Below are 23266 nucleotides of genomic sequence, written 5' to 3' on the forward strand. Positions count from 1 at the left end.
CGGATCATCCTCCGCCCGGGAGCGCCGCAGTCAGAGCGGCGATGTCCACGAATGGGTTGGCAAACAGCAGAATCATCGCCACCACGAAACAGTAGATCGCGGTGGATTCGATCATCGCAAGACTGACGAAAAGGGTGCGGGTGATCGTCGGGGCGGCGTCCGGCTGCTGTGCAAGGGACTGCAGCGCCTGCGCCGCGGCCCGGCCTTCGGCCAGCGCGGGGGCGATGGCACCGATGGTGATGGTCAGCCCCGCCGTGACAATCGAGGCGATGGCGATCCAGACGGAAGCGTCCATGATCAGGGTTCCTTTCGTGTTTGGCTGTGACCGGTTTGGTTGGCAGGGGAGGCGCCAGCACCAGACGATGGCGATCGGCTGCTGCGGGCGCCCGAGGCAATGTAAACCATCGCCAGAACGGCAAAGATATAAGCCTGAATCAGGCCAGTCAGCAGGCCCAGAACCTGCATGACCACCGGGAAGAAGAACGGCGCCACGCTGATCAGGATGCCGACGATGATCGTGCCGCTCATGACATTGCCGTATAGGCGCACGGCCAGAGCAACGGTCCGCGATGCCTCTGACACCAGATTGAAGGGCAGCATGATGGGGCTGGGCCGCACATAGGTCTTCAGGTAACCGCCGATCCCCTGCCGAGCGATGGAAAAGGCGGGCACTGCCACCAGCACCGCGATGGCCAGCGCCGCAGTGGTGGAGAGGGAGCCGGTAGGCGGCACATAGCCAGGCACCACCGACAGCAGGTTGGCGGCGGCGATGAACAGGAACAGGGTTCCGATAAAGGGCAGATAGCGCGCGCCGTCACCGCCGCTAATCTCGGAAATCTGGTCGCGGATGGCGGTAACGATGACCTCCAGCATGACCTGCCAGCGGGAGACCTTTTCGCCCGTCGACAGGCGCGAGGTGACCAGCCAGGATCCGGCGGCCAGCAGCGCCATCACCAGCCAAGTGAACGCCACGGTGGCGGTCAGCTGCAACCCGTGCCATTCGGCCAATACCCATTGATCGGGACTGATCTGCATCACGGTGTCTCCGCCTGTGTCATTCATCACTCCCTTCGCGCTGCACCCAGTACCAGGCGTTGAGACAACCCAGCGCCGCACCAGCCAAAAGCAGGATCAGCGTCCAGGACCGGTGCGACTGGACGTGTCCATCGATCCAGACGCCCAGCGCGACGCCCAGAACCACCGGCACCGCAACTGACCAGCCGACAAGACCGAACATCCCCAGCCCATAAAGCGCGCTGCGCTGCGGGTGTTTTTGTGCCACCTGTTTCCGACGGGCCTTGCGGACGATCTCTTCCGCCTCCTCTGCGTCGGGCCGTTCGCCGTTCATAGCGCCTGCTCCAACTCCAGGAACCGGCGCACGATCTGTGCCTCCAGCCGAGCCAAGGCGGCGCGGGCGGCCCGTTCGCTTTGCTCGGCGGCGCGGAAATCGGCCTGCGCCCGCTGTTGCACCGTCTGCAGATCATCGCCCAGCACCGCGCCGGAGGTGGAGACCAGCACCTCATCCCCGACCTTCACCAGTGTTCCGGAATGGATCCCAGCATAGCGCACCTGCCCGCCCTTCTCCTCGTAAGTCAGGATGCCCGGGGCCAGCTGAGAGACATAATCGATATGGTGCGGCAACATCCCGAATGCGCCATCCGGCCCTTCGGCCACGATACGCACAACCTCCAGATCAAGGCACATCCGGTCGGGCAGCAGGATCTTAAGCCGCATGTCCCGCCCCCTCTTTCTGCGCTAGATCCGCCACGGTTCCGATCATGTAAAAGGCGCTTTCGGGGTGGTCGCGGAATTCATCGTTCAGGATGCGCTCACAGGAGGTCAGCGTGTCGCTCAGCGGCACGAAACGCCCCGGTATGCCGGTCATCTTTTCGGTGGAGTAAAACGGCTGTGTCAGAAACCGTTCGATCTGCCGGGCGCGGCGCACGGTGGCGCGGTCCGTTTCAGAAAGCTCCTCCAGCCCCAGCATGGCGATGATATCCTTGAGATCCTCGTACTCGGCCAGCGTGTTGCGCACCGCGCTGGCGATCATGTAGTGGCGGGTGCTGACAACCCCCGGCGTCAGCATCCGGGAAAAGGATTTCAGCGGGTCGATGGCGGGATACAGCCCTTCGGAGGCCTTCTTGCGCGACAGGGTGATCGAGGCTGACAGGTGCGAAAACGTATGCGTCGCCGCCGGGTCGGTGAAATCATCGGCCGGCACGTAGACCGCCTGAATCGAGGTCATGCTGCCCCGGCTGGTGGAGCAGATCCGCTCTTCCAGATCGGCCAGCTCGGTGCCCAGCGTCGGCTGATAACCCACCCGCGACGGGATCCGCCCCAGAAGGCCCGAAACCTCGGAGCCGGCCTGCACGAAACGGTAAATATTGTCGATCAGCACCAGAACATCGCGGTTCAGATCGTCGCGGAAATACTCGGCAATGGTCAGGGCCGCATGGCCGACGCGGAACCGCACGCCGGGGGTTTCATTCATCTGGCCAAAGACCATCACGGTGCGGTCCAGCACCCCGGCCTCCTCCATGTCGCGATGCAATTCCTCGGCTTCGCGGCAGCGTTCCCCGATGCCACAGAACAGGCTGATGCCCTCGTATTCGGCGACCATATTGTGGATCATCTCGGTGATCAGAACGGTCTTGCCGACACCGGCGCCCCCGAACAGCCCCGCCTTGCCGCCGCGTTCCAGCGGGCTGAGCAGGTCAATCGCCTTGATCCCCGTCTCAAACAACTCACCCTCGGCCCGGCGCCGGGACAGCGGCACCGGCGTGCCATGGATCGATCGGCGCGGCATGTCACCGGGCAGCGGGCGTCCGTCAATGGGATCGCCGAACAGGTTGACCATGCGTCCCAGCAGGGCAGGCCCCACCGGCACCGAGAGCGGCAGACCGGTGTTGCGCACCGGCATGCCAAGGCGCAGCTCCGTGTTGGGGTTCAGGATCAGCCCGCGCGCAGTCTCCCGCCCCGGCAGGCTGGCGACCTCGATGGTGATCGCGGGATCGGACAGGGTGACCAGACGAGTGCCGATTGCAGGCAGCTCTGCTGCGAACCGGACATCGGCGATGCTGCCCTCGATAGCAGTGATATGGCCAATGGATGCGCTGTCGGACACGTCGGATCCTTTTGTTGCACCTGTGCTGCAAGCCTATCAGAAACAGGCGTTTGGTGCTGATATTATGACCCATCGGCACATTCACATTGATTGGAGTCAATTCAATGACACGGGAATCAGACTATTCTGCCTATGATTTCCGCACCCGGGCGGAGCGGATCCGCTACACCCGGTGTTTGTCTTATGACGCACAACCAAAGGTGTCCCATGGCCAAAACTCAATCTGAATCGAAAACTTCCGGCGGCTTTGATCAGGCGGCGCAGGCTCTGTTTTCCGCCAATCCTCTGCTGGGCCCGCAGGCGCATCAATTCTGGGAAGTCCAGGAAAAGATCCTGCAAGAGGCCGAACAATTTTCAAAACACTGGTTCGACCGCCGCCACACGGCGGCCCGCACCGCATTGCAGGCCACGGCAGAGCTGTTCGGCACTGCTCCGGTCGATCCGGGTGCGGCGGCCAAGGTGCTGCACGACTGGCAGATGCAATCCGCCGAGCGGGTGGCCGAAGACGTCCAGGAATGGGTCGATTTCTGCACCCGCAGTGCAGAATATGTCACCGCCGGTGAAGTCAGCGCCAATAAGGAAACGCTGGATTCGGTCTCCGCTGCGGTCGAGGATGCAGAGCACGGCCACGCAATTCCGGTGTGACCCGGCCGCCACCTGACATTTCCGGATGGGCAGTTTCCAGGTTGTCCCGCACCGCGTGACGGAGAGTGATATGGCACCGGTGACGGGCACAGCACCAGACGCCTTGCCTTTCGCCCTGCCTGCAGCGGATGTCGCTGCGGCGCTGGCCTGCGATCCGACCCGCGGCCTGAACGCCGCCGAAGTTGCCGCCCGCCGCGCCCACCACGGCAGGAACCAGCTGCGGGCCCAAAAGCCGCAAAGCGCGCTGCTGCTTCTGGCGCATCAGTTCCGCAGCATCATCATCTGGCTGCTGGCCATGGCAGCCGGGCTGTCCTTTGCTTTTGGTGACATTCCAGAAGGTCTGGCGATCCTGGTGGTGATCCTGTTCAACGGCGCCATCGGTTTTTTCACCGAATTGCGCGCGGTCCGCTCGATGGAGGCATTGCTGCGCATTGCCGAGGTCAGGACGCTGGTGCGCCGCGACGGCAGAGTGCGCCGGATCGATGCCCGCGCGCTGGTTCCGGGAGATATCGTGATCCTCGATGCCGGAGACATCGTCACCGCCGATCTCCGTCTGCTTCAGGCCTCGAACCTGCAAAGCGATGAATCGATCCTGACCGGGGAATCCCTGCCCGTTTCCAAGAGTATCGACCCGGTCGCCCCGGAGGCCGGGATCCCGGACCGTCACAACATGGTGTTCAAGGGGACCGCGATCACCCGCGGCGCCGGAGAGGCCATCGTCGTGGCCACCGGAATGACAACCGAAATCGGCCAGATCAGTGCCCTGACAGAAACCGCCGAGGCCGAGATATCGCCACTGGAGCGGCGGCTGGACAGGCTCGGCCACCGGCTGGTCTGGCTGACGCTGGCTCTGGCCGCGTTGATGATCGCAGCGGGCGTTCTGCGCGGTCACGCGCTGATCGACATGATCCGCACCGGCACGGCGCTGGCGGTGGCGGCGGTGCCCGAAGGCCTGCCGATCGTCGCCACCCTCTGTCTGGCGCGCGGCATGTGGCGCATGGCGGCGCACAATGCGTTGATCACCCGGTTGTCCTCGGTAGAGACTCTGGGGGCAACGACGCTGATCCTCACTGATAAGACCGGCACACTGACAGAGAACAAAATGGCGGCGGTGCGCTACCTGTTCGAAGGCGCCGAGGTCCGGCCCGCGAAAAATGCCGCCGCACCGGCTGACGACCGCTTCGATCTGGCGCTGCGGATCGGGGTTCTGTGCAACAATGCCGAAACCGGCAATTCGGCCACCGGAGACAGCGCCAGCGGTGAGCCAATGGAGGTTGCACTGCTGCACGCCGCCCAAGCAGCCGCGATGACCCGTGCGGGGCTTGAGCAAGATTTTCCCCAGGTGGCCGAACACGCCTTTGACCCCGAGCATAAGATGATGGCCAGCGTCAACCGCGCCGCGGACGGGGACCGGGGCGGGTTCATCTACGCCATCAAAGGCGCGCCCGAAGCGGTGATCGAAGCCTGCGACACTCACTTGCTGCCGGATGGTCCGGCGCCGCTGGACGGCCCAGCGCGGCAGGAATGGGCAGCCCGGCAAAGCGCCGCCGCGCGCGAGGGGTTGCGGCTGCTGGCGCTGGCAATCAAACACTCCGAAATACCCGACGAAAATCCCTATCAGGGCCTGACGCTGGTGGGGTTGGTGTGTTTCCTTGACCCGCTGCGCGCTGATGTGCCCGATGCGATCCGCGCCAGCCTGGCGGCCGGGGTGCGGGTCGCGATGATCACCGGCGATCATGCAGACACCGCGGCAACAATTGCGCAGGACGCCGGTTTAACTCTGGGCGACCTCACGGTGATCGAAGGCGATGACCTGCGGGATTTCGACCCTGATACAGCGGATTCTGCCTTGCGTGACAGGGTGCTGGCGGCAGATGTCTTTGCCCGTGTGGCGCCGGAAACGAAACTGACACTTGTGCGCCTGTTCCAGCAGGCCGGGCATGTGGTTGCCATGACCGGCGATGGCGTCAACGATGCCCCGGCGCTGAAGAAATCGGACATCGGGATCGCCATGGGTAAACGCGGTACACAGGTCGCGCGCGAGGCCGCCGATGTGGTGCTGAAAGACGATGCCTTCGGCACCCTGATTGAGGCCATGTGGCAGGGGCGGGTGATCTTTGACAATATCCGCAAATTCGTCGTCTACCTGATGTCCTGCAACGTCAGCGAGGTGCTGGTTGTCGGCATCGCCGTCGGCGCCGGTCTGCCCGCACCGCTTCTGCCCTTGCAGATCCTGTTCCTGAACCTCGTGACCGACGTGTTTCCAGCCTTTGCACTGGGGCTGGGCAAAGGAGACAGAGCGATCATGTCCCGGCCGCCCCGCGATCCCTCGGAGCCCATTGCCGGACGGCCGGAATGGGCGTTGATCGGTGTTCTCAGCCTGCTGATCACCGGCGCGACACTGTCGGGGTTTGCTCTGGCGCTCTACTGGCTGCGACTGGAGACCGGGCAGGCGATCACGGTGGCCTTCGTGACACTGGCCCTGACGCAGCTGTGGAATGTCTTCAATGTGCGGGGGAACAGCGGGCGACAACTTGTCAACGACGTGACGGGGAACCCATACATTTGGGCAGCGCTGGCCCTTTGTGCTGGTCTGGTGGCACTGGCGTTGTGGCTGCCGTCGCTGTCGGCGCTGCTGGATCTTCCCGACCCCGGCCTGTCGGGATTGGGTCTGGCTGCAGCGCTCAGCCTGGTGCCGTTGATTGCCGGGCAAATCCTGCTGTTGTTCAACCTCACACCGGGACGTGACCGCGAGCAGGGAACGCAGCCGTCAGGCCGGGCCAGCCTTCGGGGGCGCGACGTTGAACGCGGTTGATCTGCTTCTGGCTGGATCCGTGGTTTTCACAGCGGCCTTTCTGCGTGGTTATTCGGGGTTCGGTTTTTCGACCGTCCTGATGGCAGGGCTGATCTTCTGGCTGCCTGCCAGCCAGATCGCGCCGATGTCCATCGCGCTTGAGATCATCGCATCTCTGGGACAATCGCGCAGCGTGCTCAGGGATGTGGAACGCCGCGCCCTTGCCTATCTGCTGCTGGCCGGGTTGATCGGCAATCCAATCGGGGTGGCACTGCTGGATCATGTACCGGATCAGGCGATGCGGATCGGCGTGCACGTCTTGATCATCGGCGCGGTTCTGACGCTGCTGCTGCGGCCCATCCGGCCCACAGTTCCAACCGCCATGGTTCTGTCCCTCGCCGGCTTCATTGCCGGTGTGGTCAATGGCGCCACTGCAATGAGCGGGCTGGTGCTGGGCCTGTTCTTCACCACAACCGCGATCAGTTCACGGGCCATGCGGGCGACGATGATCGCCTATTTCTTCTTCACCGATCTCTGGGCTGGCGCGCTTCTGACGGTATCCGGTCATTACAGCGGGCAGATCCTTTGGCATATCGCAGCCGCCCTGCCCCTGCTGTTCATCGGCCTGTGGCTGGGCTCAATCTGTTTTGCCCGCTATGGAAGCCACGACAGGCGTTTTCGCCGCATCGTGCTGTGGCTGCTTCTGGCGCTGTGTCTTATCGGCTTGGGCCGGGCTCTACTGTAGTCAGGACACCCTGGCGGAGAGATACTCCACCAGATGATCGAAACTGTCCATCTGGGGATAATCCGCTTCGGGCATCTCCAGAGCGAACCGTTTGCCCAGCGCGGTGACGAGGTTCAGGAAATCGATTGAATCGATGTCGAACTCATCCCGCAGATCGGCGCTGCTGTCGATGTCGTCCAGCGGGATATCCGGCGCGATCCGGGTCAGCTCTTCGCCAAGGGCCTGTTCTATCTCGGTGCGGGTCATAGGGTTTCGGGCTCCTGTAGAAATCGGTCGATGGCGCGCAGGAACAGCGCGCCGCGATGGCCGTCGCTGACGCGGTGGTCTGCGGCCAGTGTCAGGGTTGCGATCTGGCGCGGCACCACCTTGTTTTCCACCACCCAGGGGCGCAGCGCGGGCGTACCGATGCCGACGATGGCCACCTGTGGTGGGTAGATTACCCCAAACAGCCCGTCGATGCCGCGGTCCCCCAGACTGGTGAGGGTGATGGTGGCATCCGACAATTCGCGCGCCTTGAAGCGGCCCGCGCGCACCCGTCCGATCAGATCGCGCATCTGCGCCATCAACCCGTCGCGCTCCTGCGCGGCCACATCGAACAGCGCGGGCGCCACCAGCCCTCCACCGCGCAGCGCGATGGCAAGACCGATATGGGCCTCCTTGGCTGGGGTGAAGGTGCCACCTTCGAAATGGCCGTTGAACTCGGGGTATTTCTTCAGCGCCCGCGCCATGGCGCGCAGGTAGAACACCGGCGGTAGCACACGGTCCTCGGGCGCGCGGGTTTCGTTCATCTCAGTGATGAAGTCATCAAGCGTGGTCAGATCCACCTGATGGCTGAGGTAGAAATGCGGAATTTCCCGTTTGGAGCGCGACATCGCGGCGGCAATCGCCTGCCGCATGGCGCTGAGGCCAGTGTCCTGCGGCGCAGTCTTGCCGCCTGCCGTGATATGGGCGGCGACATCTGCGTGGTGGATCGGCTGGCCGGTGGGGACGGAGATTGCACTGAGGTCCACACCCTTTTCAGCCGCCAAGCGTCGTGCCGCTGGAGAAGCGACAATGCGTGTACCGGTGGGAACAGATGGTGCCGGTTGCGGAGGCTCTGCGACCGCCCGGAGTTTGGGCTTTTCGGACTCTGGCACAGGCGCAGATTCAGCAGTCCGCCCATCTGCTGTCTCCCCGGTATCGATCCGTGCCAGCGGCGTTCCTACGGGCACGCTCTCCCCGATGCCAACCAGCCATTCCGTCACCGTTCCGGTCTCGTAGCACTCTATCTCGATGGCGCCTTTCTGGGTTTCCACCACGGCTATGATATCGCCGTGCGTGACGGGTTGGCCCACGGCCACCACCTGTTCCATCAGGGTGCCCGCCTCCATATCCGCCCCAAGCGAGGGCATGAGGAAATCGCTCATGGGGTCGCCCCCATCACCCGGCGAACGGTGGCGAGGATCTCCGCCACCTGCGGGATCGCCGCCTGTTCCAGATGCGCCGCATAAGGGATCGGCACCTCGGCGCTGCACACCCGGGCCAAGGGGGCGTCCAGATCCCAAAAGGCCTCTTCCGCCAGGATCATGCCAATCTCAGCGGCCAGGCTGCCGCTCTTCCAACCCTCATCCACCATTACCGCGCAGCGGGTCTTGCGCACCGAGGACAGGATCGTCTCCCGGTCCAGGGGCCGCAGGGAGCGCAGATCGATCACCTCGGCGTCGATCCCTTCCTGCGCCAGCGCCTCGGCCGCCTCCAACGTCTTGAACAGGGATCCACCATAGGTGATCAGCGAGATATCGGTGCCCTCCCGCCGGACCACGGCGCGGTCGATATTCACCGGACCAGCATTCTCCGCCAGCTCCCCCTCGCGGTTATAGAGCATGACGTTTTCAAAGATCAGCACCGGGTCAGGATCGTTGAGTGCGGTCCAGAGCATGCCACGCGCGTCCTCCAGCGTCGCAGGCGCCAGCACCCGCAGGCCGGGGATATGGGCATACCAGCCTTCCAAAGAGTGCGAATGCTGCGCCGCCAGCTGCCGCCCCGCGCCGGTGGCCATGCGGATCACCACCGGCACCCCGAACTGGTTGTTCGACATATGGCGGAAGGTGGCGGCGGTGTTGAGGATCTGGTCCAGCGCCAGCAGCGAGAAGTTGACCGTCATCACCTCGACGATGGGCCGCATCCCGGCAATGGCAGCGCCAATCCCGGCGCCAGTGAAACCGGATTCCGACAGCGGTGTATCGCGGATGCGGTCCTCACCGAACTGATCGAGCAGCCCCTTGGAGACCGCATAGCAGCCACCGTAACGGCCAACGTCCTCTCCCATCAGGAAGACACGGGAATCGCGGGTCATGGCATCGATGATGCTCGCGCGCACTGCGGCGCGGTAGGTGGTGGTGACAGGTTTTCCGGGCGGCGCGACTTCGGGCGGCGCGGGCCGATCAGGCGACATTACATATTTGGCGAGGTCCGCCACCGGCTCCTCTGTGCCACTCTCGGCAAAGGCGACGGCCTCGGCAATCTCGGCATCGACCTCAGCGGTGATGTCATCCACTTCACCCGCGTGCAGCAGATGATTTTCCTCGGCCCAGGTCTGGAAGCGCACGATTGGCCCCTTGGCGCGCCAGTCGGCGACCTCCTCCTTGGGGCGGTAAAGCTGGGCATCGAACATGGAATGAGCGCGGAAACGGTAAGTGCGGCATTCCAGAAATTGCGGCTTGCCGGAGTCGGCAATCGCCTTCAAAGCCTTCCGCGCAGCGCCTTCAACGGCGACGATATCCATGCCATCCACAACGTGGCTGTCGATGCCATAGCTGGCCGCCTTGGCGTGAATGTCGGTCTGCGATTCCGAGCGGTCCAGCGCCGTGCCCATGGCGTAGCCGTTGTTTTCGCAGACAAACAGAACCGGCAGATCCCAGAGGGCCGCAAGGTTCAGGCTCTCGTGGAACTCCCCTTCGGCAACCGCGCCTTCGCCAAAGAAACAGGCGGTGACGGCTTCGGCCCCTTGCATCCGGTCGGCCAGCGCAAGGCCAGCGGCCAGAGGCAAGCCACCGCCGACGATGGCATTGCCGCCGTAGAAATTGTGATCGCGGCTGAACATGTGCATCGAACCGCCCCGCCCCCCGGCGCAGCCTTCGGCCTTGCCGTACATTTCCGCCAGGACGCGGCCCATGGGCACCCCGCGCATCAGCGCATGACCGTGTTCGCGGTAGGTGGCGACCACCCGGTCCTGCGGGCTGAGCAGCGGGATGATGCCCGCCGCAACCGCTTCCTCCCCATCATAGAGATGCAGGAACCCACGGATTTTTTCGCGGGAGTAGAGTTCGGCGCATTTGTCCTCGAAATGGCGGATGCGGATCATCGCCTTCAGCAGATCGCGGACATGGACGTGGTCAAGGCGGGGTTTCACATGGTCGATGCTCATGTCTCGTCACTTTCCAGGGTTGAGATATCGCCCTCGGGCAGTCCCAGCTCGCGTGCTTTCAGAAGGCGGCGCATGATCTTGCCGCTGCGGGTCTTGGGTAGGTTCTTGCGAAAGGCGATCTCTTTCGGGGCGACCGCGGGCCCCAGCCGTTTGCGGGCGTGCCCCAGCAGATCAAGCCGCAGATCCTCATCCGGCTCATACCCCGGTTTCAGCGCCACATAGGCCTTCACCAGCTCACCCGCGGTTTCATCGGGAATGCCGATAACACCGACCTCGGCAACGGCCTCATGCTCCATCAGGGCGCTTTCGACCTCAAACGGGCCAATCAGATGCCCGGCGCTTTTGATCAGGTCATCAGCGCGGCCCACGAACCAGAAATACCCGTCCGCATCGCGCATCGCGAGGTCACCGGTCAGGTACCAGCCATCGCGGAAGCATTTGTCATAGCGCGCCTGTTCATGCAGGTAGCCACGCATCATCGACGGCCAGCCGGGACGCAAGGCCAATTCTCCCATCGCCTGCGGCTCGGTCAGGGCGCGCAGAGAGTCTCCTTCCGGGTCCATTTCGACGATTCCCGCCTCGATCCCTGGCAGCGGCCTTCCCATTGAGCCGGGTTTCACATCCATCGCGGCATAATTGGCGATCATGATCCCGCCGGTTTCGGTCTGCCACCAATTGTCGTGGAACGGCTGGCCAAAGGCCGCGTTTCCCCAGATCACCGCCTCGGGGTTCAGCGGCTCGCCGACGCTGGCCATGAACCGCAAGGCGGGGAAATCACGCCCCTGAAGCGCCTCGGTGCCAGCCTTCATCAGCATGCGGATGGCTGTTGGCGCTGTGTACCAGACGTTGACGCCCTCGCCTTCCAGAATGTCATACCAGCGAGCGACGTCAAACTCGGCCTCGTCAACGATCATCGAAACGCGGTTGGTCAGGGGCGCGACGATCCCGTAGGACGTGCCGGTAACCCAGCCCGGATCGGCGGTGCACCAATAGGTATCGCCCGCCCGCAGATCCAGTGCGATGCGCCCGGTCCAGTTGTGGGCGACCACCGCCTGATGCACATGCACGACGCCCTTCGGCTTACCCGTGGTGCCCGAGGTAAAATGCAAAAGGGCAGTGTCCTCGGGGTCCATGGCTTCGGTGGTGAACTCCTCCGAGGCATCCGCCATCAGGTCGGTCAGCGGCAGGGTATCCTCTGCCGCCTCGTCGATGACAAAGACCTTCCGCAGATCCGGCAGATCCGGGCGCAGGGCTTTCACCTTGCGCTTATAAAGCCGCGCGGTGGTGATCAGCGCATTGGCACCGCCGATCTCCATCCGCGAGCGGATCGGCTCGGGGCCAAAGGCCGAAAACAGCGGACAGAAGGTGCAACCTGCCTTCAGCGTGCCAAGGGCGGCGATGTATAGCTCCAGCACCCGCCCCAGCAAGGCATAGACCCGATCACCCTTTTGCAGACCCTGGCTACGCAGCATATTGGCGAAGCGGTTGGTTTCCGTCTGTAGCGCGGCGTAGGTAAAATCCTGCTGAGAGCCCGATTTCGAAATCCAGCGCAGCGCCAGCTGCTCCCCATGGCCGGATGCCACGTGGCGGTCCACGGCCTCATGCGCGATGTTCATCCTGCCATCGGACAGCCCATCAATCAGCGCCTGCGCGTCGTCCCAGGAAAACCCGGCGCAGAGGGTATCGTAATCGGTCATATTGGCAGCGGCCCTGACGCTGTCCGGTTTTGTGATCGGCGCTGTCGCCATGGTGATCCTCCCCTCCGCTTGCCGCGCCACGCCGGGGCGCGTCTTTGACAATCATAGGTGGCGGGATGGCCCGCGCAGATGACCAGGATCAAAGCGCGGCGCTTTTCCCTCCTTCTGGAAACGACCGGCGATAGGGGCACGGCGGGGCAAGCCCCGCCAAACCGATGCACTATGCCGTGTCGCGACCGCCGCGGAACGCCCAGTAGATCGCCGGGATGACCAGCAACGTCAGCGCGGTAGAGGTCGCCAGCCCGAACAGCAGTGAAATCCCCAGCCCCTGGAAAATCGGATCGACGAGAATAAAAGCCGCGCCCGACATCGCCGTGATCGCCGTCAGGAAGATCGGCAGGAAGCGCACGCCCCCCGCCGCCAGCAGCGCATCATGCAATGATCGCCCGTTGTCCTGTTCGCGGCGGATGAAATCCACCAAAAGGATCGAGTTCCGCACGATAATCCCGGCAAGGCTGATGAAACCGATCATCGATGTCGCCGTGAAGGGCGCATCCATCGCCCAGTGGCCCAGGGTGATCCCGATCAGAGTCAGCGGGATCGGCGTCATGATCACCAGCGGTAGCTTGAAGCTGCGGAACTGGCCGACGATCAGGAAATAGATCCCGATGAGCGCCGCACCAAAGGCTGCGCCCATATCGCGGAAGGTGACATAGGTGACCTCCCACTCGCCATCCCACAAAAGGATCGGATTGCTCTCATCCATCGGCTGACCGTAAAGGGTGACCTCGGGCTTCATCCCCTCGGGCCAATCGCGGGCGTCGATCTCCTCCTGCACCGCGATCATGCCGTAAATCGGCGCTTCGAACCGGCCCGCCAGATCGGCGGTGACCATCTCCAAATCCAGCCCGTTCTTGCGGAACACCGGCCATGAGCCCTGCTCGACCGAGACGCGTACCACCTCGCCCAGTTCCACGTTGCCCTCACCGATGCCGGCGGGACCACGGGCGGGCAAGGGTGTCGCCAGCAGCGCTTCGGTGACCTGACGGCGCTCCTCGCTCAGCTTCAGACTGATCGGGATGGGCCGCACCCCGCCGCCGCGCTGGGAATAACCAACAGTGGTGCCATGGAACAGCAGCGACAGTGTGTCATAGACCGCGCTTTGCTCCACCCCGTGGAAATCAAGGCTGGCCTGATCGATCTCGATCCGCAGCCGTTCGGGCGGGTGACCGAAACTGTCGTCCACATCGACGATGAAATCCACGTCCGTAAAGATCTCGCGCAGGCCGGTGGCCACCTCGCGGCGGGTTTCAGGATCGGGGCCATAGACCTCGGCCAGCAGCGTCGCCAGAACCGGCGGTCCGGGCGGCACCTCGACCACCTTGACCGATGTGCCTGCGGGCAGATCCACCTCGGCCAGCCGCGCGCGCAGGTCCAGCGCGATGGCATGGCTTTGGCGATCACGCTCTTCCGAGTCGGCCAGGTTGATCTGCAGGTCGCCCAGTTCCGGGTTCTGCCGCACGAAGTAATGCCGCACGAGGCCGTTGAAGTTGAACGGCGCCGCAGTACCTGCATAGGCTTGGATGCTTTCGATCTCGGGGATTTCGGCAGCCGCCTGCGACAGTGCGAACAGGGCGCGCTCGGTGTCTTCCAGTGTCGCGCCTTCCTGCAGATCGACGATCACCTGCACTTCGGACTTGTCATCAAAGGGCAGTAGTTTCACGACCACCGACTGGGTGCCGAACAGGGTGACCGAGGCCCCGGTGGCCACAAAGACGAGGATCAGGAAAATGGCCGCGCCGCTGCGGCTGGCCAGCAAGGGCCGGGCAATGGCGCGATAGATGCGGGCCATGCGGGAATCCTCGCCGTGACCATCCTCTGCCCCATGAGCCGCAACAGCGCCCGGTTTCTGCCGCTGAAGCCGCAGCATGATCCAGGGTGCAAAGATCACCGCCACGAAAAAGCTGAGGATCATCGCCGCCGAGGCATTGGTGGGAATGGGACTCATGTAGGGGCCCATCATGCCGGAGACAAACAGCATCGGCAGCAAGGCAAAAACGATGGTGAGCGTGGCGATGATGGTCGGATTGCCCACCTCGGCTACCCCGCGCAGGGCGACCTTGGTCTTGTCGCCATTGGGATCCAGCCGCCAATGGCGGGCAATGTTTTCCACCACCACGATGGCGTCATCGACCAGGATTCCGATCGAGAAGATCAGCGCGAAGAGCGACACCCGGTTGATCGTGAACCCCATCAGGTAGGAGGCGGCAAAGGTCATCAGGATGGTGGCGGGAATGATGATCAGCGTCACCACCCCTTCACGCCAGCCGATGAATACCACGATCATCAGGAAGATCGACACGCTGGCCCCCGCAAGGTGCGAGAACAGCTCGTCCGATTTCTTCTGCGCCGTCTCACCGTAGTTGCGGGTGACCTCAACCTCCAGCGCATCGGGCAGGAAATCGCGTTCGGCGATCTCCAGCCGCTGCAGCAGCTCCTTGGCCACGTTGACAGCATTGGCGCCTTCGCGTTTGGCAAAGGCAAGCGAGACCGCCGGTCGTGGTGTGGCCTCTCCAGGGTGCAGGGTCCAGGCGCGGTTGTCGGCATCGGCGGGCGCAATGCTGACGCGGGCGACGTCCTTGACGTAGACCGGACGCCCGTCACGGGTGGTGACCAGCAAAAGGCCGAGATCGGGCTGGCCGACCAGGCTCTGCCCGCTCAGCAGATCGCGGGAGGCACCGGTCTGGCGCACCCGGCCCAACAGCTCGGAGCGGTTGGCATTGCGCACCTTCTCGGCCAGTTGCTCCAGCGTGACACCATAAAGGGCAAGCGCCGCCGTGTCCGGCTCCACCCGGATTTCCGTGCGGCTGTCACCGACGATATAGGTGCGGCCCACGTCCTCAGCCTTGGACAGTTCCGACATCAGCTGCGAGGCGACTTCGCCCAGGTTTGCCCTGTCCCACCGCTCTGCCTCATCGCGCGGCAGATCCGCGCGCGGGGCGAGTGACAGAACCAGAATAGCGACGTCGTTGACCCCGCGCCCGATGATCAGAGGCTCCGGAATGCCGATGGGCAGTTGGTCGAAATTGGCTCGGATTTCGGAATGCACCCGCAGGATGGCGTCATCCTCTGGAACGCCCACCTCGAACCGGGCGGTGGCCATGATACGATCATCAAAGCTCTGGCTGTAGACATGTTCGACGCCGGGCAGGCGCTGCAGCAGTGCCTCGATCGGTTTGGCGACAAGCTCCACCGCGTCATCGGCGGCCAACCCGTTGGCCTGGATGAAGACATCGACCATGGGCACCGAGATCTGCGGCTCTTCCTCGCGCGGCAGCAGCAGCAGGGCCACAAACCCCAGAATCAGAGCCGCAATCAGCAGCAGCGGCGTCAGCGGTGAGTTGATAAAGGCGCGTGAAATGGAACCCGCAATGCCCAGCGATTCCCCGGCCCCGTCATCGGTGCGCGCGTCGGTGTTGGGTGTCGTGCTCATTGCTGCGCCGCCTCATAGGGGGTCAGCCGGTCGCCGGGCTTCAGCCCCGCCAGAACCTCGATCCCGCCATCAACACGCACGCCAGGCTGCACCACCACTTCGGCATCGCTGTCCAGCCGGGCAAAGGTGACGCCATGGCGCTGCTGCAGATACCCTTCGGGCACCACGATGGCCGGACGTTGCCCGGTGGCGATCAGCAGCCGCACCCGTTCCCCGACAAAGAAATCGCCCAGCCCTTCGGCCTCCACATCGACCACGACCTGACCGGCCACCAGCTCGGGATAGATCTTGGCGACGCGTCCGTCGCTTTGCACCTCGGTGTTGGTCAGCGCGCCGCGCGCCAGAATGCGCACGGTTTCACCGGTTTCCAGATAACGGGCGTGGCGTTCCGGCAATTCGGTGCGCAGCACGAAATTCTCGGTGGCGATGGTGGCGATGGTTTCGCCGGGATTGACGAACATGCCGTCCACCACCGGCACGCTGAGGATCCGACCCGCTTCGGGCGCCAGCACGATCCCCTCGGCCTGACGCGCCTGCAACAGATCCCGCTGGGCCTGCTGGGCGGCCAGATTTTCCTCGGCCACGTTCAGCGCCGTCTGCGCCTGATCCACCGCCGTCTTGGGCGAAGCGCCCCGCTCGCGCAGCTCCAAGGCGCGGGTCAAATCGATCCGCGCAAGGGCGATCTGCGCCTCCAGCGCCCGGATGCCGGCCTCGACCCCGGCGATCTCAAGCGCCAGCTTTTCATCGACGATCCGCGCCAGGGTCTCGCCGCTTGCGACGCTGTCGCCTTCCTCCGCGCTCAGCTCGTACAGGTTGCCGGACAGGCGGGCGCGGGCCAGGGCGCGTTTCACGCTTTCGACCTTGCCGAACACAGGCCGCCAGTCAGAGACCTCGGTCATCTCAACATCAAAAGCCTGCGCATGGACCCCGTTTGAGGCCAGCAGGCAGATCACCGGCAGCAAGGCACGCAGTGATGAAATTCGGAGCGGCAAGGCTCGGGGCGAAAAGCGCATATTCGTTCCTCTTCAGGGCCTGGGGTCGCGCAACATGACTGGTTCCGCACCGAAAGCTTTGGCCGACACATTCGCAGGGCGAAATGTATCGGGCTTTGACCTAGCTCAACCAACCATCCCAAAGGTTGCATGAAAAACAAAGCTTTTGATCATGGAAACGCCGAAAATTGCGCCCTGATGGGGCCGGTCCGGGAGCGTTCCCCCGTTGAAACCCAACCTTGATCCTTTCCAAATCGCCTTTGACATACGCTCACTCATTCCATTGCGTCATGAATTGAGCTTGCATACTCATTGGAAATCCGCCCCCATCTGGAGGATAACCCCAACCGGACACTGACATGAGGACATCAGATGGATCGCGCCCAGATCGTGCATCAGAATTTTCTGGACCGGGTTGCAGCCGGACAGTTGCCAGCCGGAGCTTCACCGCGCAGCGGGCTTGCCCCCGATACAGCCGTCGCGGTCTACCGCGCCCAGGTGCTGAGCCGGGCGCTGGATCTGACCAGCCGCGCCATGCAGAAGGCCGGTGAGGGGTTCTATACCATCGGATCCTCGGGACACGAAGGCATGGCTGCCGTTGCCCGCGCCCTCCGCGCCGATGACATGGCCTTCCTCCATTACCGCGACGCCGCCTTCCAGATTGCCCGCGCCGATCAGGTGCCGGGGCAGCGCATCGCCTGGGACATGCTGCTGTCCTTTGCCTGTTCTTCCGAGGATCCCACCTCGGGCGGACGGCACAAGGTTCTGGGCTCCAAGGCACTGATGATCCCGCCGCAGACCTCCACCATCGCCAGCCACCTGCCCAAGGCGGTCGGTGCCGCCTATTCAGTGGGTGCGGCCCGGCGCCATCGCCCGGAACACCAGCTGCTGGCCGATGACAGCATCGTCATGTGTTCCTTTGGCGATGCCTCGGCCAACCATTCCACCGCGCAGGGCGCGATCAACGCGGCGGGCTGGACCTCGGTGCAGTCGATCCCGCTGCCGCTTCTGTTCGTCTGCGAGGATAACGGGATCGGTATTTCCACCAAGACGCCCACCGGCTGGATCGAAGCCTCGATGGCGGGGCGGCCCGGTATCAAGTATTTCAAGACCGACGGGCTGGATCTTTGCGAGGCCTACGCCACTGCGCTGGAGGCCGCCGAATACGTGCGGACGCGGCGCAAGCCCGCCTTCCTGCACCTGCGCACCGTGCGTCTTTATGGCCATGCGGGCGCCGATGTGCCCACCACCTATCTGGCAAAGTCCGAGGTTGAAGCCGACGAGGCGAACGATCCGCTGCTGCACTCCGTGCGCCTTCTGGCCGAGGCAGGCGCGCTGGAGCCGCAGGAGGCGTTGAAGATCTATAACGACACCTGCGACCGCGTGGAACGCATCCGGACCGAGGTCGTCACCCGCCCGCATCTGAAGACCGGCGCCGATGTGGCCGCCAGCCTGATCCCGCCCGCGCGGATCTGCGCGCCGACCAATGGCGTGCCACCGGAAAAACGCGCCGAGACCTTTGGCAGCGACATGCGCGCCATGGACGAGCCGCAGCCGATGTCCCGCCTGATCAACTGGGCACTAACCGATCTGATGCTGGAGCATGGCGAAATCGTCATGATGGGCGAGGACGTGGGCCGCAAGGGCGGCGTCTATGGCGTAACGCAGAAGCTGCACCAGCGGTTCGGCCCCGACCGGATGATCGATACGCTCTTGGATGAACAATCCATCCTTGGGCTGGCCATAGGCATGGGCCACAACGGCTTCCTGCCGATGCCAGAGATCCAGTTCCTCGCCTATCTGCACAACGCCGAGGACCAGATCCGCGGCGAGGCGGCGACGCTACCGTTCTTTTCGAACGGGCAGTTCTCGAACCCGATGGTGCTGCGCATTGCCGGGCTTGGCTATCAAAAGGGTTTTGGCGGGCATTTCCACAACGACAACTCCTTGGCCGTTCTGCGCGACATTCCGGGGATCGTCATCGCCTGCCCCTCGGACGGGGCCGAGGCCGCGATGATGATGCGCGAAGCAGTTCGCCTTGCCCGCGAGGAGCAGCGGGTGGTGGTCTTTGTCGAGCCTATCGCACTTTATCCCATGCGCGACCTGCATGAGACCAAGGACGGCGGCTGGATGCGCGCCTACCCTGCCCCGGATCAACGCATTGCACTGGGGGACGTGGGCATAGATGGCGATGGCACCGATCTGGCCATCGTGACCTATGGCAACGGGCGGTATCTTTCGACACAGGCCAAGGCAGAGCTGGAAGCCAAAGGCATCAAGACCCGCATCATCGATCTGCGCTGGCTGGCGCCGCTCCCGGCGGAGGCGCTGCTGGAGGCCACCAAAGGCTGCAAACACGTGCTGATCGTCGATGAATGCCGCACCACCGGCAGCCAGTCCGAGGGGTTGATGGCGCTATTCACCGAAAACGGCGTCACGTCGCTCGCCCGCCATGCGGCGGGGGATTGCTTTATCTCGACCGGGCCCGCCTATGCGGCCACTCTGCCGTCCAAGGATAGCATTCTGGCCGCCGCCCTTGACCTGACCGGAGGTGCAAAATGACCCGCAAGGCCGTACTGATCTGCCCCGGACGGGGCACCTACAACAAACCCGAACTCGGTTACCTGCACCGCCACCATGGCGACAAGGCCGCGCTGTTTGCGGGCTTTGACGCCCAGCGCGGCGCCGCAGGACAGGAAGAGGTCACCACGCTGGACGGGGCCACCCGGTTCTCGGTCTCGAAATATTCCCGCGGAGATATCGCATCGCCGCTGATCTATGCTGCTTCGCTGGCAGATGCGCAGTCTCTGGCGAAGGATATCGAGGTTGTCGCGGTCACTGGCAATTCCATGGGCTGGTACATTGCCCTGGCCGCCGCCGGGGCGCTCAGCGCCGAGGACGGCTTTACCGTGGTCAACACCATGGGCACGCTGATGCAGGAGCAATTGATCGGCGGGCAGCTGGTCTATCCTTTCGCAGGTGCAGACTGGCAGAACGATCCCGCCCGCAAGGCGGAGCTGCTTGCGATCGTGGCCGAGATCAACGCTCGCGCTGGTCACGACCTGGCCCTGTCTATTGATCTGGGCGGTATGCTGGTCTTGGCCGGGAACGAGGCGGGCCTGTCTGCCTTTGAGGCTGCCGTGCCGGTGGTCGAAGAGCGGTTCCCCATGCGCCTGGCCAATCACGCGGCCTTCCACACCGCCCTTCAAGCCCCCGTCGCTGCCGAGGGGCGCAAACGTCTGGCCGCGGGCATGTTCAGCCAGCCCAAGGTGCCGCTGATCGACGGGCGCGGTCATGTCTGGTGGCCCGGCGCCACCGATACGCAGGCGCTGTGGGACTACACGCTGGGGCATCAGGTGGTGGAGCCATACGATTTCACCCGTGCGGTGCAGAACGCAGCGCTAGAGTTTGCGCCGGATCTCTTCATCGTCACCGGCCCCGGCACCACGCTGGGCGGCGCGGTGGCGCAATCGCTGGTGCACGCGGGCTGGCAGGGTATGAGTGGCAAGGCTGATTTCAAGGCACAGCAGGCCAAGGCGCCCTCCCTGATCTCCATGGGCGATGATGCGCAGCGCGCGATTGTAACGGGTTAGGGTCTAATCAGCCCTGCGAACAGGCTCGTGATCGGCGGCGCATTGGCTGTGATCGCCAAGCGCCGTCAGCACCTTGCAATGACCGCCATTGCCCCCGTCACACAGATGGGAAATACGCTCCAGCTCTGTCGCCAGTTGCTGTAGCCGTGCAATGCGCGCGCGCACCTGATCAAGCTGCGCGCGGGCGATGCGGTTGGCCTCGGCGCAATCCTCGCCCAACTCACCATCCAAGGCCATCAGCACCTTGATGTCCTCCAGCGCAAAGCCAAGGTCGCGGGCGTGTTTGATAAAGCCCAGCGCCTCCAGCCCCTCCTGACCATAGCGGCGCTGGTTGCCCGCATTGCGCCCAGCAGGCGGCAACAAGCCGATCTCCTCGTAGTATCGGATGGTGGGCACCTTGACCCCGGTGGCCTTGGACAGCGCGCCGATGGAAAACATCGTGGATCCCTCTTGAACCTCTAGTGACTAGAGCCATTAGGTTGACCTCGAATCGGAACAAAGGACAAGGGCAATGGCAGGATGTTGCGGGCATGAGGCGCGGTTTGACGGGGTTTCAGCGGCCTATAAACGACGTCTCTGGATCGTGATCGCGATCAACGCGGGCATGTTCGCGGTGGAGATGGGCGCGGGCCAGATGGCAGGCAGTCAGGCGCTGAAGGCGGACGCGCTGGATTTCCTCGGCGATGCGCTGACCTATGGGATCTCACTGGCCGTCATCGGTGCCAGCCTGCGCACCCGCGCGCTGGCGGCGCTGGCAAAGGGGATCAGCCTCTTGTTGATGGGGATTTGGGTGTTCGGATCGACCCTCTACCACGTGTTTGTTCTGGGCGTGCCACAGGCCGAGGTGATGGGCGTCATCGGGTTCATGGCCCTGGCGGCCAATGTGACCTCGGTCCTCTTGCTGGCGGCCTATAAGGACGGGGATGCCAATGTACGCTCGGTCTGGCTGTGTTCGCGCAACGATGCCATCGGCAATGTGGCGGTGATGATCGCGGCGCTGGGGGTCTGGGGGACAGCCACCGGCTGGCCGGACCTAATCGTGGCCGGGATCATGGCAGGGCTGTTCCTGAATTCCGCCTGGCAGATCCTTGTGCAGGCCATTCAGGAACGCCGCGAGGATCTGGCGCATCAGCACTAAGGACTAGGGCGGTGCCTGCCGGGGGGCAGGCAGGCGCAGCCCGACCTATCGGCCGGGCGAAACTCAGGCAAACAGCCCGGCGTAATCTTCGCGCAGGGCCTTTTTCTGCACCTTGCCCATGGTGTTGCGCGGCAGGGCATCGAGCAGGATCACCTCTTTGGGCTGCTTGAACTTCGCCAGATGCCCCGAAAGCGCGGCCTTGACCGCCTCGGGGCTGGTGCCTTCGCCCGTGGGGACAACCACGGCCACCACTGCCTCGCCGAAATCAGGATGCGGCACGCCGATCACCGCGCTTTCCAAGACGCCGGGGAGATCGTCGATCAGACTTTCCACCTCTTTGGGGTAGACGTTGAAGCCGCCGGTGATCACCAGATCCTTTGCCCGGCCGACGATGGTGACATAGCCGTCTTCGTCCATGCGGGCCATGTCGCCGGTGATGAACCAGCCATCAGGCAGCAGCTCCTCGGCGGTCTTTTCCGGCATCTGCCAGTAGCCCTGAAACACATTGGCCCCGCGCACTTGGAGGACGCCAGTCTCACCCGTCGGAACTTCCTTGCCCTCCGCCATGATCCGCGCCTCGACCCCTGGCAGCGGGAAGCCGACGGTACCGGCGCGACGCTCGCCGTCATAGGGGTTCGAGGTACTCATATTGGTTTCGGTCATGCCGTAACGTTCCAGAATACGGTGCCCGGTCCGGGCCTCCCATTCCTCATGCGTGTCCACCAACAAAGGCGCCGAGCCGGAGATGAACAGGCGCATGTTCTCGGCGCGTTCGCGCGTCAGGCGCGGATCCGCCAAGAGGCGCGTGTAGAAGGTCGGGACCCCCATCAGCGCCGTGGCGCGCGGCATGGCGTCGAGGATCTCGTCTGCGTTGAAGCCCTTGAGAAACACCAGCCGCGCGCCCGCCAGCAGCGCCACATTGGTGGCCACGAACAGCCCGTGAGTGTGAAAGATCGGCAGCGCGTGGATCAATACGTCCTGCTCGGTGAACTGCCAGTAGTCGCGCAGCATCAGCGAGTTCGACGCGAGGTTCTCATGGCTCAGCATCGCCCCCTTGGAGCGCCCGGTGGTGCCCGAGGTATAGAGGATCGCCGCCAGATCATCCGGCCCGCGCGGCACCGGATCAAAGCCGCCACGCCCCACGACGGCATCGGTCAGGCTGCCCAGACCCTTGCCATCCAGCGTCACCACGCGGGCGTCACCTGCGATTTCGGCAATGTCATCTTCGCGGGCGGGATCGCAGACCACCACGCGGGGGCTGGCATCGCCCAGGAAATAAGCCACCTCGGGCGTTGTATAGGCGGTGTTGAGCGGCAGAAAGACGCCCCCGGCCATCACCGTACCAAGGTAAAGCTGGATCGCCTCGATGGTCTTTTCCACCTGCACCGCCACCCGATCACCGGGCTGAACCCCCATCGCCACCAGCGCCGCCGCGTTGCGCTCGGCGCCTGCAAACAATTCGCCGAATGTCATGCTGGCCCGCGCCGGGAAAGTGGCGAAATTGCGCGTCTCGTGGCCAATTGAGGCGGCCCGCAGCCGGGAAATCAGGTGGTTGGCATCATACATCGGCTGGCTCCTTCATCAACGCAGGTATCTGCGCCAGAGCGGGGCGGGAAATCAAGCCATTGAGCGTGGTCGT

The 23266-nt window shown here is 63.8% G+C and carries 19 protein-coding genes; 6 read left to right on the forward strand and 13 right to left on the reverse strand.

All coding sequences use genetic code 11. The features are described from left to right. Positions 1–4: 4 nt before the first annotated feature. Genes SM765_RS12540 through atpD form a run of 5 tightly spaced genes read right to left on the reverse strand, consistent with a single transcriptional unit; the run spans position 5 to position 3124 of the window. Entirely contained in the window at positions 5–295 is a 291-nt protein-coding gene (locus SM765_RS12540) for a F0F1 ATP synthase subunit C (RefSeq protein ID WP_065271941.1), read from the reverse strand. A gap of 2 nt (positions 296–297) precedes the next feature. Further along, positions 298–1035 (reverse strand): F0F1 ATP synthase subunit A, encoded by a 738-nt coding sequence (locus tag SM765_RS12545; RefSeq protein WP_274838078.1) that lies wholly within the window; start codon positions 1033–1035, stop codon positions 298–300. A 19-nt stretch (positions 1036–1054) separates the two neighbouring features. After that, entirely contained in the window at positions 1055–1348 is a 294-nt protein-coding gene (locus SM765_RS12550) for an AtpZ/AtpI family protein (RefSeq protein ID WP_274838077.1), read from the reverse strand. Next, positions 1345–1734, reverse strand: a complete 390-nt coding sequence (locus SM765_RS12555) for a F0F1 ATP synthase subunit epsilon (protein WP_274838076.1) — start codon at positions 1732–1734, stop codon at positions 1345–1347. Before SM765_RS12555 ends, SM765_RS12550 begins: the two co-directional genes overlap by 4 nt. After that, complete coding sequence (atpD, locus tag SM765_RS12560) at positions 1724–3124, reverse strand: F0F1 ATP synthase subunit beta (RefSeq protein WP_274838075.1); 1401 nt, start codon at positions 3122–3124, stop codon at positions 1724–1726. Before atpD ends, SM765_RS12555 begins: the two co-directional genes overlap by 11 nt. 207 nt (positions 3125–3331) lie before the next feature. On the opposite strand from atpD, the gene SM765_RS12565 reads away from it, so the two are divergent. The 3 genes from SM765_RS12565 to SM765_RS12575 all read left to right on the forward strand — a co-directional run bounded on the left by SM765_RS12565 (position 3332) and on the right by SM765_RS12575 (position 7308). Further along, positions 3332–3769 (forward strand): hypothetical protein, encoded by a 438-nt coding sequence (locus tag SM765_RS12565; protein ID WP_065271946.1) that lies wholly within the window; start codon positions 3332–3334, stop codon positions 3767–3769. A 70-nt stretch (positions 3770–3839) separates the two neighbouring features. Then, the gene (locus tag SM765_RS12570) at positions 3840–6584 is read left to right on the forward strand and encodes a cation-translocating P-type ATPase (protein WP_274838074.1); all 2745 of its coding nucleotides are present in this window, start codon (positions 3840–3842) and stop codon (positions 6582–6584) included. Beyond that, positions 6571–7308, forward strand: a complete 738-nt coding sequence (locus tag SM765_RS12575) for a sulfite exporter TauE/SafE family protein (RefSeq protein ID WP_274835196.1) — start codon at positions 6571–6573, stop codon at positions 7306–7308. Before SM765_RS12570 ends, SM765_RS12575 begins: the two co-directional genes overlap by 14 nt. On the opposite strand, the gene SM765_RS12580 is transcribed toward SM765_RS12575, so the two are convergent. The 6 genes from SM765_RS12580 to SM765_RS12605 all read right to left on the reverse strand — a co-directional run bounded on the left by SM765_RS12580 (position 7309) and on the right by SM765_RS12605 (position 16917). Next, positions 7309–7554 (reverse strand): acyl carrier protein, encoded by a 246-nt coding sequence (locus SM765_RS12580; protein ID WP_274829950.1) that lies wholly within the window; start codon positions 7552–7554, stop codon positions 7309–7311. Continuing rightward, positions 7551–8714, reverse strand: coding sequence for a dihydrolipoamide acetyltransferase family protein (locus SM765_RS12585; protein ID WP_274838073.1), 1164 nt, complete (start codon positions 8712–8714; stop codon positions 7551–7553). The genes SM765_RS12580 and SM765_RS12585 overlap by 4 nt, the downstream gene beginning before the upstream one ends. Next, entirely contained in the window at positions 8711–10714 is a 2004-nt protein-coding gene (gene pdhA, locus SM765_RS12590; RefSeq protein WP_274833150.1) for a pyruvate dehydrogenase (acetyl-transferring) E1 component subunit alpha, read from the reverse strand. Before pdhA ends, SM765_RS12585 begins: the two co-directional genes overlap by 4 nt. Beyond that, positions 10711–12462 carry an acetate--CoA ligase gene (acsA, locus tag SM765_RS12595; RefSeq protein ID WP_274838072.1) on the reverse strand — a complete coding sequence of 584 codons (1752 nt, stop codon included), beginning with the start codon at positions 12460–12462 and terminating at the stop codon, positions 10711–10713. Before acsA ends, pdhA begins: the two co-directional genes overlap by 4 nt. A 169-nt stretch (positions 12463–12631) precedes the next feature. Continuing rightward, positions 12632–15904, reverse strand: coding sequence for an efflux RND transporter permease subunit (locus tag SM765_RS12600; protein ID WP_274838071.1), 3273 nt, complete (start codon positions 15902–15904; stop codon positions 12632–12634). After that, positions 15901–16917 carry an efflux RND transporter periplasmic adaptor subunit gene (locus tag SM765_RS12605; protein ID WP_082996059.1) on the reverse strand — a complete coding sequence of 339 codons (1017 nt, stop codon included), beginning with the start codon at positions 16915–16917 and terminating at the stop codon, positions 15901–15903. The genes SM765_RS12600 and SM765_RS12605 overlap by 4 nt, the downstream gene beginning before the upstream one ends. Positions 16918–17268: 351 nt before the next feature. Here SM765_RS12605 and SM765_RS12610 point away from each other — a divergent pair, with 351 nt between their 5' ends. Together SM765_RS12610 and SM765_RS12615 are read left to right on the forward strand one after the other, a co-directional pair. Continuing rightward, entirely contained in the window at positions 17269–19458 is a 2190-nt protein-coding gene (locus SM765_RS12610) for a thiamine pyrophosphate-dependent enzyme (RefSeq protein WP_274838070.1), read from the forward strand. Then, positions 19455–20489, forward strand: a complete 1035-nt coding sequence (locus tag SM765_RS12615; RefSeq protein WP_274838069.1) for an ACP S-malonyltransferase — start codon at positions 19455–19457, stop codon at positions 20487–20489. Before SM765_RS12610 ends, SM765_RS12615 begins: the two co-directional genes overlap by 4 nt. A 3-nt stretch (positions 20490–20492) precedes the next feature. Here SM765_RS12615 and SM765_RS12620 read toward each other — a convergent pair whose 3' ends face one another. Next, a complete protein-coding gene (locus SM765_RS12620) occupies positions 20493–20927 on the reverse strand; it encodes a MerR family transcriptional regulator (protein WP_274838068.1) in 435 nt (144 codons plus the stop codon). 73 nt (positions 20928–21000) lie between these two features. Between SM765_RS12620 and SM765_RS12625 the strand changes: the two genes are divergently transcribed. Continuing rightward, positions 21001–21627 (forward strand): cation efflux transmembrane domain-containing protein, encoded by a 627-nt coding sequence (locus SM765_RS12625; protein WP_274838067.1) that lies wholly within the window; start codon positions 21001–21003, stop codon positions 21625–21627. Between the two features lie 63 nt (positions 21628–21690). Here the strand turns inward: SM765_RS12625 and SM765_RS12630 are convergent, their stop codons facing one another. Then, on the reverse strand, positions 21691–23193 hold the full coding sequence (locus SM765_RS12630) for a malonate--CoA ligase (RefSeq protein WP_274838066.1): 1503 nt from the start codon (positions 23191–23193) through the stop codon (positions 21691–21693). Positions 23194–23266: the final 73 nt, after the last annotated feature.

Source organism: Pseudophaeobacter sp. 1A09344 (assembly GCF_041008745.1).
Classification (GTDB): Bacteria; Pseudomonadota; Alphaproteobacteria; order Rhodobacterales; family Rhodobacteraceae; genus Phycobacter; species Phycobacter gallaeciensis_A.